General features: G+C 50.5%; 13 protein-coding genes. 5 read left to right on the top strand and 8 right to left on the bottom strand.

The annotated features are described in order from the left end of the window. Positions 1-76 precede the first annotated feature (76 nt). Positions 77-2380, bottom strand: a complete 2304-nt coding sequence (locus tag ACYVBJ_RS00180) for a TonB-dependent receptor (protein ID WP_460980284.1) — start codon at positions 2378-2380, stop codon at positions 77-79. Positions 2381-2759: 379 nt separating this feature from the next. Further along, on the bottom strand, positions 2760-3590 hold the full coding sequence (locus ACYVBJ_RS00175) for a DUF6597 domain-containing transcriptional factor (protein ID WP_460980283.1): 831 nt from the start codon (positions 3588-3590) through the stop codon (positions 2760-2762). Between the two features lie 146 nt (positions 3591-3736). Here ACYVBJ_RS00175 and ACYVBJ_RS00170 point away from each other — a divergent pair, with 146 nt between their 5' ends. From ACYVBJ_RS00170 to ACYVBJ_RS00160, 3 genes are all read left to right on the top strand, one after another. Next, positions 3737-4651 carry an SDR family oxidoreductase gene (locus ACYVBJ_RS00170; RefSeq protein WP_460980282.1) on the top strand — a complete coding sequence of 305 codons (915 nt, stop codon included), beginning with the start codon at positions 3737-3739 and terminating at the stop codon, positions 4649-4651. 228 nt (positions 4652-4879) lie between these two features. After that, positions 4880-5419: a gluconate 2-dehydrogenase subunit 3 family protein gene (locus ACYVBJ_RS00165; protein ID WP_460980281.1), complete on the top strand. Its 540-nt coding sequence runs from the start codon at positions 4880-4882 to the stop codon at positions 5417-5419. Positions 5420-5454: 35 nt separating this feature from the next. Further along, positions 5455-7173 carry a GMC oxidoreductase gene (locus ACYVBJ_RS00160; protein WP_460980280.1) on the top strand — a complete coding sequence of 573 codons (1719 nt, stop codon included), beginning with the start codon at positions 5455-5457 and terminating at the stop codon, positions 7171-7173. A gap of 71 nt (positions 7174-7244) precedes the next feature. Here the strand turns inward: ACYVBJ_RS00160 and ACYVBJ_RS00155 are convergent, their stop codons facing one another. The 6 genes from ACYVBJ_RS00155 to ACYVBJ_RS00130 form a co-directional block, all read right to left on the bottom strand. Continuing rightward, positions 7245-8519 (bottom strand): AGE family epimerase/isomerase, encoded by a 1275-nt coding sequence (locus ACYVBJ_RS00155; RefSeq protein WP_460980279.1) that lies wholly within the window; start codon positions 8517-8519, stop codon positions 7245-7247. After that, a complete protein-coding gene (locus ACYVBJ_RS00150; RefSeq protein WP_460980278.1) occupies positions 8512-9525 on the bottom strand; it encodes a bifunctional heptose 7-phosphate kinase/heptose 1-phosphate adenyltransferase in 1014 nt (337 codons plus the stop codon). Before ACYVBJ_RS00150 ends, ACYVBJ_RS00155 begins: the two co-directional genes overlap by 8 nt. Positions 9526-10017: 492 nt before the next feature. Continuing rightward, entirely contained in the window at positions 10018-10506 is a 489-nt protein-coding gene (locus ACYVBJ_RS00145; protein WP_460980277.1) for a YybH family protein, read from the bottom strand. A 202-nt stretch (positions 10507-10708) separates the two neighbouring features. Continuing rightward, on the bottom strand, positions 10709-11410 hold the full coding sequence (locus tag ACYVBJ_RS00140) for a class I SAM-dependent methyltransferase (RefSeq protein ID WP_460980276.1): 702 nt from the start codon (positions 11408-11410) through the stop codon (positions 10709-10711). 170 nt (positions 11411-11580) lie between these two features. After that, a complete protein-coding gene (locus ACYVBJ_RS00135; RefSeq protein ID WP_460980275.1) occupies positions 11581-12366 on the bottom strand; it encodes a polysaccharide deacetylase family protein in 786 nt (261 codons plus the stop codon). Then, positions 12318-13316 (bottom strand): glycosyltransferase family 2 protein, encoded by a 999-nt coding sequence (locus tag ACYVBJ_RS00130; RefSeq protein WP_460980274.1) that lies wholly within the window; start codon positions 13314-13316, stop codon positions 12318-12320. Before ACYVBJ_RS00130 ends, ACYVBJ_RS00135 begins: the two co-directional genes overlap by 49 nt. Before the next feature lie 473 nt (positions 13317-13789). Between ACYVBJ_RS00130 and ACYVBJ_RS00125 the strand changes: the two genes are divergently transcribed. Next, positions 13790-14704: a S66 peptidase family protein gene (locus tag ACYVBJ_RS00125; RefSeq protein ID WP_460980273.1), complete on the top strand. Its 915-nt coding sequence runs from the start codon at positions 13790-13792 to the stop codon at positions 14702-14704. A gap of 11 nt (positions 14705-14715) precedes the next feature. After that, the gene (locus ACYVBJ_RS00120; RefSeq protein ID WP_460980272.1) at positions 14716-15513 is read left to right on the top strand and encodes an SDR family oxidoreductase; all 798 of its coding nucleotides are present in this window, start codon (positions 14716-14718) and stop codon (positions 15511-15513) included. The last annotated feature ends 21 nt before the right edge of the window (positions 15514-15534 follow it).

The following is a 15534-nucleotide window of genomic DNA, read 5'->3' as shown; positions in this document are numbered from 1 at the left end:
TGGTGGTTTGATACCCTGACTAAATAATGAGGTCTGTTTGGTTTGAAAGAGAGATTCAGGTGTGGATCGAAGCTGTTTAGTTTTTGTGCCACTGAAAACTTAGCCCCAGAAAGTAAGAGCGTCCGTAACTCACTGGCGCTGCTCCACCCGAACTGTGAGCGCTGCCGGTATCCGTTGACGTATTGGCTAGTCGTGTGATGTTGAACAGGTTTTTAGCCCCTGCCGTAAGGGTCAGATACCTGGCGATTGGCTTGGTAAGCGTAACGTCGGCCCAATGGAACGGGGCTATCTGGGTGAGTGTAGCCGATACCTGATTATCTGCCGTTACGGTCGCCTGATAACTAGGCCGGTTGCCCGAATATTTGTAAAAGAGACTAACCTTCGTGTCGATCTTCGGCAATGTGTACGTCAGGTTCGTATTGACTTCGGGCGACCACATAAACTGAGGTAAGCTGCTTTCGTATATTGTCGTGTCAGGTGTCGTTAGCAGATTGTTGTAGCGGCCGATGTACGAGAATCCGACTGTTGCCTGAAGCGCTTTCCAGGAGAAGACGTTCTCCAATGTCATACCCGTCGTTTTGAATTTATCGATGTTAATGTTCATCGAAATCCTCGGATCGTTTGGATCTATCCCGTAGCTAATCAGGTTGTTAAAGACGTTGTAAAAAGCGCCGAGGGTAGATTTAAACCGCCGACCTGCCTGCCATACCAGCGACCCGTTAACGCTATTCGAGGTTTCAGCTTTCAGGTTCGGGTTACCCTTGATGGAGTGACTGGCGTCGAAGAAGTTAAAATACAGTTCGCGCAGGGCAGGCGAGCGAAACCCGCGTGCGTAGGACAAACGTAGGTCAAGCGTGGGAGTTAGCACAAATTTGGTGTTCAGGGAAGGAATAACCGGTGGGGCATCGTAGACCGAGTTTTTGATGAAGCGCAAACCCGGACGAATGCTGATTTTAGCGGTTGGGTTGATGGTCGACGAGACGAAAAACGCATAGTCGTTGATGGCGGGCGACCCTGAAATACGCGCTCCGGAGCTGGCATCCAGGTTGATATCGACACCAGGTTGTACCGAAACCGCCGACGAAACCTTATACGATGCCGTCGCGCGGTAGGTCTGACTGGTAAATACGGATAGATCCTGCTCACCTTCGCCCAGCGAAAGGGTCCGTCGGCCCGTGCTCACATCCAGAATCGTTGTCTGCGTGCGTCGTTGGTAGTCTGTATAGGCAGCCTGACCATTGAGCTGGAATCGTTCGCTTAGTTTCCAGTCGCCCTGTAGTTGATGGACGTAGCGGTGAGTAATGTATTTCTGATCGCGGGCCTGGCGCGTATTCACATTTTCTGGCCCCTGGCTCAACAGATTTTCTTTTAGCGCATCCAGCCGATAGTATACGTTCAGGTTTTCGTTGCGATAGCCAAGTTTACCGTGCCCGAACAACTGGTCTTTCGGAAGCCAGTCTTTAACGCGCCCGATCGCCTGTCCCTGCCAGCCGCCGAACGTATTGTTTGTGGCACCCGCCGATACGTTCCAGCCTTTCTTTTGCCACGTTACGTTCGCAGTCTGCAGGTGCAACCCTTGATTGGCCAAGAGATTATAGTCGTTGCTAACGGTTTCTTCCTGAATCCGGGCGTTAACGCCAAGCCGCTCACTACCAGGCTTTTTCGTGATAATATTGATAACACCCGCCAGAGCATCCGAACCGTACGAAACTGACATCGGGCCTTCTACAATTTCAATACGTTCGATGGAATTAATGTCAATCTGGTTCAGACTCTCGCGCGTGTCGCCCCGGTCAACCATCGGTAAACCATCCAGCAGAATTTTCACGTTACGTCCCGACATACCCATTAGTTGAACGTCGGTGGTACCGAGCGTCAGGTCGCTGGAAAAGCGAAAGCCTAATTCGTTGTTCAGCACGCCCATTACGTTAACCGCACCCCGCAATCGAATCCGCTCACTGTTAATGACCCGTATTTGGTAAACTGACTTTTTCATGGATTGAGGCTCGTATTGACCGGTTACCACGACTTCGTCCAGTTGGTTCTGCACTGCTTTCAGACGGACGGAGACAACACTCGGCTTGCCGGTTTCGACATCAACAATTTGTTGGACAAGCTCATGGCCTACTATTGAGAACTGAACTTCATACCGACCAGTAGCTAAACCATCTATCGTAAAACGCCCGTTGTTATCGGCGGTTGTCGCTCGCTTCAGCGATTTGATCTGTACCGTTGCCGCTACTCCCGGACTGCCGTCGGATAAAATAACGGTACCCTCTATACGTCCATTGGTAGTAACCTGCGCCCGGAGTATCGGTGAGTACACTACTACTAATAAGGTCAATAAGGCAGACAGCCGATGTACGTATAGCGTTTTCATAAATGTTCTTGATTCGGGCTTGGCAGGTTATTGTGGGCTTCATGCTGGTCATTAGCATGAAGCTGAGAAGAAATCAGGGGCTCATCAGCAAGCAGGTTAGCGCTATAGTGTTGACGTACCTGAGCACGGAATTTAATTTTTATGTAGACTAATTTTAAATAGCAATGCAAATGTATGAAGCAATCAACGAGAAGCAATTTTTATTTAGAATAAATCTTAATAATTGATTTTTAGGTATTCGGGAGGCTTTTCAAAATAGTAATCAGCGAATTGGCGATCGGGCTTATTACCAAGTGACTATATAACTTCTATCCCAACTAAAGTTGGATGTGAGCTGATCTCTTATCTGCTCACCCACAGGTCATTTGCTTTTTCTGAATCAATAAAATCGGCCCGGCTTGCTCATGCACATACCATCTTGCCTTAACTGACTTATAAACTGGCGTGGACTGATATCCATATAATGCTGAAAGTCTTTGATCAGATGGCTATGATCATAATAGCCGTATTGGGTAACAAGGCTTAGCCAATCAACAGCGTCAAAAGGCTGCTGACACAAAACAGCGAGTACCTTTTTGAAACGCAGAAAACGCACCAGTTCCTTCGCTGAATACCCCAACTGCGTCCGGAAGCGTAACTGAATGTTTCGGGTCGATACCTGGTGCTTCCCGGCCAAGACGTTTACAGGTTCAAGAGCGGCATTTGTAAAGTACGGAATACTGTCCAGCAAAGAGCGGGTCGACTCGTCAACCGGTGCGGCATAATTCAGCGTGTATTCGCGGATCAACTGTAACCGGTCGGCCAGGTTTCTCATCGAGACTAGCTGGGCCCATAAATCACTAAAACAGCTTTTGTTCAACAGTACGTCCGGGTTATGCAGGCCCTCCCCTTTCAACTGATGCATGGGTACCCGCAGCAGCCGATAAAACCCGTTGAGTGTGAAATTAACCACGATCAGGTTAGCTCCCGGCTGTAATTCATACGCCAGCACCTTCTGCAAAGGGCCCAGTACGGCGGTCTGTCGGATCACATGCTGCTCATCGCCGATACGTATCGGCACCTCCGAACCAAAGTTAAATACCAGCAGCATTTCATAATTGGGCAGCAACTGCTGTAGAGTCGGTGGGTCCTGAGCCTCCAGCTGAACACAGTAAAAGTGACTAAACACAGTAGCCAGTTGTTCGTCGGCGTCAATCAGTTGGCTGTTCATGAACAGGGTCCGTTTCGTTTTCTTACAATTTTTCTTCAGCGGGCGTATCGACCTTTGTAGCGTCTTAACAAATTTAATCACCAATCGGCTCCATCAGGCCAGCGCATGTCTGCTCAGACCAACTGGGGCTTTAACCAAACAAAACCATGAACACGCCACCAATTTCTAGTTCCTCCGCTCAAGCGCCTACGATTCTCGTCACCGGGGCAACTGGCAGCGTGGGGGCTGAGTTGATAAAAATCTTGTCGGAGCGCGGTGTTCCCTTTCGGGCGATGGTCCGCTCGGAGAACGATGTCGAAAAACTGTCGGCGCTGACGAACGCGCAGATTGTGCAGGGCGACTTTACCAATTCCGCAGCCATTGCCCAGGCACTACGTGGTATTGAGCGTGCGTTTCTCTTAACCAATTCCTCCGAGCAGACCGAAGCCCTGCAACGAAATTTTGTTGACGAAGCCCGACGGGCGGGGGTTCGGCACCTGGTCAAACTATCGCAGTTTGCAGCGGATACAAACTCTCCGGTGCGGTTCCTGCGGTATCATGCCGCCGTCGAACAGGCCATTCGCGAGTCGGGTCTGGCGTTCACGTTCCTGCGCCCAAACCTCTTCATGCAGGGTTTGCTGGGATTCCGAAAGTCGATCGTCGGGCAGGGAACATTCTTTGCTTCCGTTGGTGAGGCCCGAATCAGCGCTGTAGATATACGCGATATTGCCGCCATAGCCGCAGCCGCCTTAACCGAGTTCGGTCACGAGAGGAAAATTTATGCTATTACTGGTCCGGAAGCATTGACCCACGCTCAGATGGCCGACACATTAGCCGCAGCTCTCGACCGCCCGGTGACATTCGTGGACGTACCACCAGCGGCTATGCGGGAGGCCTTAATAGCCGCCGGTTTCCCAGACTGGCAAGCCGATGGGCTGCTGGAAGATTACGCGCATTACAGCCGGAACGAAGCGTCCGTTGTTACGTCGGCAGTGCAAGACGTTACCGGCCAGCCACCGCGTACCTTTGCCGACTTCGCCCATGACTACGCAGACGCTTTTAGGAGTCTTGACAAAAACTAATACATGGCTTACTCACTCAACGGCTGATCGACAAGAGACTTTTCTGCCCGGTCAACCGTTTATAATATATAGATCATCTGGCTGGCATAACTCTACTTTATTAGCAGGCAGCCAATAGCCTAACTGACAAAATTGTCTTTAAAACAGACGGCCTTGTCAATTTTCAAGGCTAAATTTGGACAAAAAAGTAACTACCCCTGATCAAGCTTAACTCTCAGCGCGTTTCCTATGCAACGACGTTCCGCATTAAGAAGCTTAGCACTCACCGTTGGCGGCCTAGTAAGCCTTCCGGCATGGGCCTCAAGCTGGACACCCGATTCAATTGGTCAAACGTCTTTAGTCACTCTCGATGAAGAGTCTCTTCTGGGCGAAATTGTAGAGACGTTTATTCCCGAAACGGATACTCCGGGCGCAAAATCGCTTAAAGTGCACCAGTTCGCACTTCGGATGATCAACGACTGCTACGGCGAACAGGCGCAGACAACCTTAAAGCAAGGAATTGCCCTAACGGAAGCAACGGCGCAGGAAGCGTATACCAAAGCATTCGCGGACTGTGATAAAGCACAACGAATGGACGTACTGACCCGCCTGAACGCATCGGCTGACCCGGCGGGCAAAGCCTTTGTCACGCTGATCAAGAATTTAACCATACAGGGGTATACCAACTCGGAGTATTATCTGGTGAATGTTCAGAAGTTCAATATGGCTCCTGGTTTCTACCACGGCTGCGTGCCCGTTCAGAAGATAGCCGTTAACGGCACGAAATAATCCGACTAGTTTGTTTGTCCTTAATTCAGCATTTCATGTCTTTTCTCAATATAGATTCCGTTAAAGAGCGTACGTTCGATGCCATTGTGGTTGGTTCGGGCATTAGTGGAGGCTGGGCTGCCAAAGAGCTGACCGGCAAAGGATTGCGTACTCTTGTGCTCGAGCGCGGCCGGGATGTTAAGCACATTACCGACTACCCAACCACGATGATGCAGCCCTGGGAGTTTGCCCACGGAGGCCAGCTCACCAAAGAATACCGGGACGCGAACCCGATTGCCAGCCGGTGCTACGCGAACCGCGAAGACGCGAGTCATTTCTTCGTGAAAGATGCCGAACATCCCTACGTGCAGGACAAACCCTTCGATTGGATTCGGGGCTACCACGTCGGTGGTAAATCGCTGATGTGGGCGCGGGGAACCCAGCGCTGGTCGCAGTATGACTTTGAAGGACCAGCCCGCGACGGGTTCGCCGTTGAGTGGCCTATTGGCTACAATGACATTGCGCCCTGGTATAGCTATGTCGAGAAGTTCGCCGGTATTTCGGGGAATAAAGATGGGTTAGCCCAGTTGCCCGATGGTGAGTTTTTGCCCCCGCACGAGCAGTCCTGCGTGGAAAAGCATTTCACCGAGCAGATGGCCAAGCAGTATAATGGTACCCGACCCGTTATTATCGGCCGTTGCGCTCACCTGACAAAACCGCAGCCGATTCACTATCAGCAAGGGCGGGGCCAGTGCCAGAACCGCTCGCTCTGTCAGCGGGGTTGCCCCTACGGCGGGTACTTCAGCAGTAACTCGTCTACCCTGCCCTGGGCCGCCAAAACCGGCAAAATGACGCTTCGTCCGGATTCGGTGGTTCACTCCATCATCTTCGACGAGAAGAAAAACAAAGCGACAGGCGTGCGGGTCATCGATGCGCATACCAAAGAGATGACCGAGTACTACGCCCGTATTATCTTCGTCAACGCTGCCTGCCTGAACAGCAACCTGATTCTTCTGAATTCTAAATCGAACCGCTTCCCGAACGGGCTGGGCAACGACAATGGCCTGCTGGGTAAGTACGTAGCGTTCCACAATTTCCGCACGACGATCTCGGCCGAGCACGACGGATTTCAGGATACTACGACCGAAGGCATTCGCCCAAATGGCAGCTACATTCCGCGTTTCCGCAACGTACTCAAACAGGAAACGGACTTCCTTCGTGGCTACGCAGCCGGTTTTGGCTCAAGCCGGGCGACCAGTGTCGATACGTCGGGAATGGGCGACGACCTTAAGGCGAGCCTGATGCAGCCTAAATACGGCAACTGGCGGGTGAGCTCACACATGATGGGCGAAACCATTCCGAAGGAAACCAATTATGCAGCCCTGGATTCTACCCTGAACGATGCATGGGGCATTCCGCAACTGAAAATCTCGGTTGCCTACGACGACAACGACGAGAAGATGATCCTCGATTTCCATGAGCAGATGACCGAAATGCTGACCGTCGCCGGTTTTAAAAACATCAAAACGCACGATAACCCTAACAAAGCGCCGGGGCTTGATATTCACGAAATGGGGGGTGTCCGGATGGGCAAAGACCCCAAAACGTCGCTATTGAACAAGTGGAATCAGTTTCACAACTGTAAGAACGTATTCGTAACTGACGGGGCCTGCATGACTTCTACCTCCACGCAGAACCCCTCGCTGACCTTCATGGCCATTACGGCCCGGGCGGCTGACTATGCGGTTAAAGAGCTACGCAAAGGCAACTTATAAGCGATAATCCATTCAAACGAACAGCCCTGACAACGTAACGGTCAGGGCTGTTTTTGTTTTTAAGCGAGCAGTCAGGCTTCGGCAGCTAACAACTGATCAAGCCGGGCGATGGTCTGGACCATGGACCGTACGGTGTGGTAATTGATCTTCCAGGAGTGGCTCATGTGCGTCCAGATCGGTACACCCTGCCGGGTGGTAAGCGGCCACCACTCTCCTACCGGACGGTTCACCAGTTTATCCATCACAAAGCGATGAACATTTTCGTAGGCGTTCCAGTAGCGTTCATCCTTGAGAAGTCGATACGCATCCAGAAAACCAATCAGGACTTCGGCCTGTTGCCAGAATTCCTTTTCCCGGTCGTATACCTCACCACTGTGCGACCCTTCCACGAAAACTCCGCCAAATTCCCAGTCAACGCCATGCTCGACAGCGTGCGAAAACGCCTTATGCAACTGATTCTGATACGTAGCAGGCGATAGTTTTAATACGTCGAGCGCGTGCAGCAGCAGCCAGCTGAACTCGACATTATGGCCGTAGCTGGTATTGTCATCGGCTGCCCGCTTCATACCGTCTTCCGTAAAGCGGTCCCAGCCCCAAATGATGTCAAACTTGATCTGAGGAGCTACCTGCCAGTTGGCCCAGAATTGTGGTAGGCCGGTGCCAGAGTCCGGGTGCATCATCCGCCGGGTCAGCAGCTCAATCACCTCAATCAGTTTCCGGCGGTGAATGGGTTGCTGCGTGCATTCGTAGAGCGTGGTAAAAGCTTCCATCAGGTGCATGTGCGCGTCGAGCGTTTTGCGGTCTCCTCCCGCCGAGCCCGGTCCTTTTAAGGTCCAGTTGCGCTCGAACATTTCGAAATAACCGCCATACGTAGTGTCAGCAGCGTATTTATGAAGAAGATCGAATACTTTTTGGGCGTATTCAGCCCCGCGCGGATCGCCGGTTGCCAGTGTGTATTCACTCAGGCAGTAGATCGCGAAACTATGTCCATATATAATCTTCTGGTCGATCAGCACCTCGCCCTTTCGGTTGGTCATCCAAAAGAAACCGCCGTGTTCGTCATCCCACATGCGGCTAATCAGGTAATCGACCCCATGCCGGGCCAATTCGGCCAGAACCCCATTGCCGTACCCGGCCCGATGGGCGGATGCATACGTGTAAATGGAACGGGTTTGAGCGATAAGCGACTTTTCGTCTTCTCCCGAATCGTTTCCGTACTGATCGAAATGCGTAATGAAACCGCCGTATTCCCGGTCGGCCGTGCGCTTGATCCAGAACGGCAAAAGCGCCTGCGTCAGGTGGTTGTAGAGTTCGCGCCGACAATGGCCTATCGTTTCCTTATTCATGAGGAGAGTAAATTCGCTGAAGCGCCAGTATTTCGGCGGGGCTGGCCGTGCCGGTCTGTTGCAGTTTTTGAACGGTTACGGCCGCGGCTAAATTGGCGATTTCCAACGCCTGCCCGGGTTCAGCACCTGCGCCCATACAGGCAGCCAGAGCTGCCACAACGGTATCGCCCGCGCCTACCGTATCTAATTCGCCTTCGAGACGTAGTCCATCAACAACTTCCGTTACGTGCTCATCCAGGTACAAAATGCCCTGAGCCCCACGAGTGATGATCAGTGGTCCGTTACGTAGCGCCCGAAACTGCTGCCCCTGTTGCAAACACCAATCCAGGTTAGGCTCATCGGGTGCATTCTGACCCAGAAACCTGGCTAACTCGACCGTATTTACTTTAAGAATTGCCCCTTGGATCTGCCTACCAACATGGCGCATATCGGCTACGACCCTGACGTTCGGGAATGCGTCGACCAGGCCATTGAGCCTATCGACTCGCTCCTGGCTGAGCAACGGATTGGCAAACTGCTGATTCAAAATGAGCACATCGATATAAGCTAAAGCCTGTTTAAGGGCCACAAGCAACTCGTTGAATGCCTCATCCGTCAATTCATTGCGAATGCCGAAGTCAATTCGATTCAACTCGCGGTTGCCCTGCATAGGTTTCGTATACACACAGGTGTCCCAACCGCTTGCTGGAGCAAGCAGGTGCTTTGTCTGAACACCGGCCTGCTGAAACAGGGCTCGAATCTCCCGACCAAACAAATCGTTGCCGACGCAGCCAAATACGTAAATTTGTCGAATACCGAGCGCGGCCAGATTCTGCACTACGTTACCAGCTGCCCCCAACGACGCTTTTGGTTGACTCGCCCAATGCACCTCCTCCCCGGTTTCGATGGAACACTCGCCGGTTTCAGTCTGAATGGAGTAGTACAGATCAAGGGCAAAATCACCAATTACACCCACCTTAACATCGCCGATACGGTCAAATAAGGCTGTGCATTCAAAAGAATTCATTCTGGCCAGTACAGATATTGGTGGAGCGAACTGATAAGGTTAGCTCGCGTAACCTTATCAATTTGTGCTAAAAGGGATGCCCTGCGGGTTGTCTACTGCATGATCCGGTCTAAAGAAGCTTGCGTCCTATACATTCTGTGGCTGTTGCAAAAGCCCGAAAGGGGTTAGTCAGGCTTGCTAGTTGAGCCTGATTCGCCTATTTTTTACTTCGAAAACAGGGGGCTGACGGTGGTGATTCAAAGAAGTGCCGACTTTTGGCAACCGCCACTATTTTTGTGTTATCGATCCGTGAGTAAGTCTGTAAAGTTTGTAACTAACCACTGTGGCTTCCGGCTAGGTTGACTAACTTCTGTGAGCTAAGGGCTTTACGGACTAATTCACGGATCAATAAGAGAAAAAGTCGTGAAAAGGTGCAGCTTGCTCTATGGACTCAATCTTGAAATAAAACAAACAAATACGTTAAAGCAGAATAGCCTGTCTACTTTAGCTAATTTATTTAATTGGTAAATGTGTTATGTGCATTTTGGCTATCCGCCAGCCTCCATCTTGCTTTACAAAAAAGTGGGTAAGACGAGATTCTATAAGTGGTCTGCCTGCTTTGGCCGCTGGTTGTGATCGTGACAGTGCTTTGGCTGAAAAAATAGCTGCATCGCCATACACCTCTACTTTTTGCTCAACATACCTAAACGTCTCATAGAGTAAATTAGGATCCTTATTAGTAGCGAGTGCGATCGTCTGTTTTACTAGATTCGTTTTATCTTCTAGATCCCCATTGCCATGTATCACTGTACAGTTGCCGGTCAACGTTTTATCAAGCCATAGGGCCAGAGCTTTAAAATCGTTTTTTTGAACGAGCCCTACTTGTTGATTCTCAATTTCAGTGATTTCCTGCTCAATATTGGTTTTACTGGACACCTGTTTTGGCTGCCCAAAGGAAAAGGCGGAAATCAGGGTAGCTAGTACTGCAAGAAGTATTTTCATTCGATTAGCGAACATTATTGGGTCATGGGCAAAGTAAAGTCAGCAGTTGTATAAGTGACGTGGCTGTTGCAAAAGTCGGCACTGGTTTAAATCGCCCTTGTCTTAATCTATGATTCGTATCATTTAATGGCCCAACACAACGTTTAGCCGGTTAATCTGGCCTGCCCCGAACGTTATGTTGGGAGCCACCTAGGCTAGAGATTTAAAATTGAATCAGCAGAGTCTGGCGTTCCTGCTGTAAGGTGATCGGTTCCGTCAGAAATTGAGCCTGTAATGACAGGCGTTGACACATGTCCAGCCACTTCTGCCGCGGTATAACCAGAAACCCGTTTTCTTTCCGGATGGTGTAGTACGTCGAGAAGCGCAGCCGAACTAACAGCTTCAGTATGGACAGCAACTTTCCCTGCCGGAGCGATCTGCCCAAAATACTGATGACATCCTTCAACACCCCTTCCTCCACAATCAGATCACAAATGAGTGCTTTAGCACCCGGCGCTGCTACCTGCTTAATATTGGCCAGTAACTGTTCAACTTCGGCCGCATTGCGGTAATACTGAACTACGCTCATGACAATGATAATATCAAACTGCTGCCCGGCTATGGCGCTGAAGTTCAGATAATCATCGGCGGATAAGTCATGGAAATAAACATTTGAATGCCCGGCATGTTTAGCGCGGCCGACTTCATTATACCGTTTGGAAATGTCCAGGCCGTGAATTTCGCCGACGCGACTGTACCAGGCATCCTCCAGATTGCCCGGCCCTGAACCGATGTCCAGTACTTTCTTCGCCGTTGATAACGAAATATACTTTTCGACTCTGGCCAGAAAGTACGCGTAATTAGTCGTCATCGAGTCGTCAAACTCATTCTCTTTCTGCCAGAAATCAAGCCAGGTGGAAGTCATGTAGGTACTAAAAAGTAGTTGTATACCAGTCCGAACTCATCTTAAGAACGTACCGACAGTATCGATTTACGCCGAAGCGGCTCGCGAATACAACCCAAATTACTGAAAAGAAACAACACAACTGAAGAGCAGATCAAGAGCAGCGATATTTTATCGCTGCCTGGTGAAGACTATAAGGATTCGGCGAACTCGCCCATCGTACTGAACTCGCCATAGCGCCGAAGGAACTGGAGTAAATCGTCTACCCGATCCAGCAGCTCATCGCGGGAGTAACGACGAACGTAGGTTGGAATCTTGTCGTAGGCGGCCAAATCGGTAAACTCCCATGGATGGACGTAGAGATTCAGAAAACCATCGGCCTGTAAGGTGCGCCGGCAAAGTTGTTTGTAATACGTGATCGGAAAATTTTTCAGGCTTAACCAGAATAAAGGCAGGCGTAACGTCGGGGTAACTGAGGCCGGAATCTGCCAGACCCCCGCTTCCCGAAACGGCAGCCGGGGCTCTCCCCAATGGTTGTAACGGCCCGGCAACCAGGTAGGGTGCAGGGAGGAGTTGTAATGATAACCAGCCTGTTGAACGTCGTTTGGATCGACAAAACCCATACGCGCCCGCCGAAATCCGGTCACTGGCTTATTAAGTAATTCCTGTAAAGCCAGCCGGGATTTCAACAAGTCTGCCGGTTCAAACGTAGTGTGATAATAACCGTGTGAGGCTATCTCGTGCTTGCGCGAAAGGTCTTTTATAAACGTAGACTCATGTAAGGCGTAATTAGCCGTGGTGAACAGCGTAGTACGGGCTCCTATAGTGTCAAATCGCTCAGCCAGTAACGCCAATCCTCGCGTCGATACGGCCATCTGCTCCTCCATCGGAATGTTATGTCCGAATTCAACGGCTGTATCGAACTCTTCTACATCAACGGTGAATAGTATACGCTTTCCTCGATCTGGGCTTCCCATGTAGTTGTTGTCTCCTCTATATCACTCGTATCGTCAATAATGTAGGCGGGCCGCTGCTTTACCTCAACAAAGGTTTTTCCTAAATAGACACCAATAATACCAATCATGATGAACTGCACACCACCGATCAGTGCCATTAAGACAACGAGAGTTGTCCAGCCCGAAACGGTTGCATTGGTAAAAAAGTACTCATACAACACCTCCGCCCCAAATAACGTAGCAAACAACGACATGCCAAACCCTAGCAGCACCGATAAATATAGCGGCCGGGTCGAAAACGAGGTGATTCCCATAGCAGCCAGCTTCAGCATTTTCTGAAACGAATATTTTGAGCGGCCCGCGTACCGGGCTGCCGGTTGGTAAAGCACCCGGCACTGCCGGAACCCAACCCAGGAGATAGCGCCCCGCAGAAATAAATCGTTTTCTTTAAACTGATTGATGGTATCGACGACCTTGCGGTCAAGCAATCGGAAGTCAGCCGCACCGTCTTCGATATTCAGGTTAGAGACACGGCGCAGGAGTTTATAAAAGTATTTAGACGTAGTTCGTTTAAAAAGCGACAGCTTGGGATCGGCCTGCCGAACGGTATAAACCACTTCAAAGCCTTCCTGCCATTTTTTAATTAAGGCAGGAATTAGTTCCGGTGGGTGTTGTAAGTCAGCATCCAGGCAAATAACGGCTTCTCCCCGCGCATGCTGATAACCGGCCCGCAGTGCCATCTGATGGCCAAAATTGCGGGAGAACGACACGAAGCGCACCACAGGGTAAGCTTTGCTGAGTTGACGCAGTACGTAACGACTCTGATCAGAGCTGCCGTCGTCTACGATCAGGATTTCATAAGCTCCGTACGGTTCCATAACCGCCATGAGCCGATGAACTAAGACAGGTAAATTTTCCTCCTCGTTAAAAGCAGGTACGACCAGGCTTATCATCCGGTGATACGATTTCATACTATTTGCGTTGTTAAGGAGCGTTACGGGGGTGCTCATAAATTTTTGCTAAAATAAGTATAAGTACTCATATATAGCTATACCGCGTTTATTAAACTTATCTTAAAACGTCATCATTTCCTTAATTTAACTGCTCACTATTTAAAGTCAGCGAAGACAAACCGATGAACTAAATAAGGTGTCAAAGCCTTTATGAGGCTGCTAACAATCTGGTTAGATATGGCCTACAAGCGGCTATATGAATAAATCATATTACGTTCCTACTAACGAGCCGAACGCTGTGGCACCCAATCCCACCTAAAATCCCTGTGCACGGACAGACCAGAAAGAATGCGGTATCGAATTCTTAATTTTGTTGCGGGGAATGAATAACTCAGTTTTCAAAACGGGCAAACCCAGCCAAAAGCAGGTAACAGACTCGAAACACATACTCCCCCTTAGCGAACTGACTACCGGCTATTAACCGATTCCGAATGATTCTTCCTCCTTTTCTGCGCCCTGGCGATACAGTCGCGGTCGTTTCACCAGCCAGCCGGTTTCCCTACGAAGAATTAACCGATGGGCTTCGTATTTTACGGGAGGACTGGCAGCTTACGGTCGTTGAAGGCGACAGTCTGAAAGCTACGGATGGGCCATTCGCCGGTTCAGACGATGTTCGCCGGGCCGACTTACAACGCTTTTTCGATGATCCTGCTATTCGGGCTGTATTTACCTCACGGGGGGGATACGGCTGCTATCGCATTGCGGATGAACTGGACCTGACGAACCTGAAAGCCAGCCCTAAATGGCTGGTTGGCTTTAGCGACGTAACGGTACTGCTCAGTCTACTGTACCGGCACAATCTGGTTAGTCTGCATGGTTTAATGGCTCGGCAATTTGGTGATCCTGCCAAAGCGGAGTCGCTGGAATCCTTGCGGCAGTGGTTGTTTGGCGAAACCCCAGCGCAGTACGTAGTGCCAGCGCACCCGCTCAATCGAGCGGGTCAGGTTAGTGGTCCGCTCGTAGGTGGAAATTTGACGATGTTAGTGAACTCACTCGGCACGCCAACCGATGTAGAGTTTAACGGAGCTATTTTGTTTATCGAGGACATCGACGAAACGTTTTTCTCCCTCGACCGGATGATGAGGCAATTACGGCGGTCAGGGCGGCTTTCGCAGATAGCCGGTTTAGTCGTTGGACAGTTTAGTGATATGCGGGTAAACCACTCGCTCCCTTTTGAGCAGGAGGCCTACGCCATCATTGCGGAGGCCGTAGCTGGGTACTCTTATCCGGTTCTGTTCAACGCTCCAGCGGGTCACGTCGATTATAACCTGGCCTTACCGATTGGACTTACCGTGACCGTATCGGTGGACAGTCCACATAGTTCGCTTACCTTTCTTACTTTATAAATGGTCTGCTCATGCGTCGATTTGCCGAATCAGTTGTCTGGATAACCGGAGCGTCGTCGGGCATCGGCGAAGCAATTGCCCTTGACTTAGCCCATCATGGAGCCAAATTGATTTTGTCGGCCCGGCGGACCGATGAGCTGCAGCGAGTGGCCGACCAAACCGGCTTACCGGCATCGGATGTGCTGATCTTACCGATGGATATGACGGAGGTTGATGGCTTACACGATCACGTAACAACCGTCCTGGAGCGGTTTGGCCGGATCGACTACGTATTTCAAAACGCAGGTATCAGTCAGCGAAGCGAAGTGATCGACACCAATCTTTCGGCGTATAAACGACTGATGGACGTCAATTTTTTCGGAGTCGTGGCACTAACCAAAGCGATTTTGCCCATCATGCTCGCCCAGGGCAGCGGCCATTTTGTGGTAACCAGCAGTGTAGCCGGTAAATTAGGGACGAAACAGCGATCAGGGTACTGCGCCAGCAAGCACGCTCTGCATGGTTTCTTTGATGCGCTCCGGGCCGAAACCTATGCCAATGGTTTGCGGGTTACCCTGGTTTGTCCTGGCTACATCCGCACTCCCCTCTCCTTACATGCACTCGCGGCTCACGGGCAGGTTCACGGCAAGATGGATACGAACCAGGCAAAGGGCATGCCCGCCGACGAGTTTGCGCAGCAGCTACTCCGAGCGGTGTTAGCCCAAAAAGAAGAGGTTTATATTGGCGGCACAGAAACGTATGGTATCTACCTGAAACGCTACCTACCGGGTCTATTGTCCCGAATCCTGAGAAATCGGGAAGGGGCTTAAAACCGGTTTGGTGTTGAATTA

It is taken from the genome of Spirosoma fluminis (assembly GCF_054778895.1).
The sequence above is the reverse complement of the archived record's forward strand: the minus strand, read 5'-3'. Positions and strand labels throughout refer to the sequence as shown.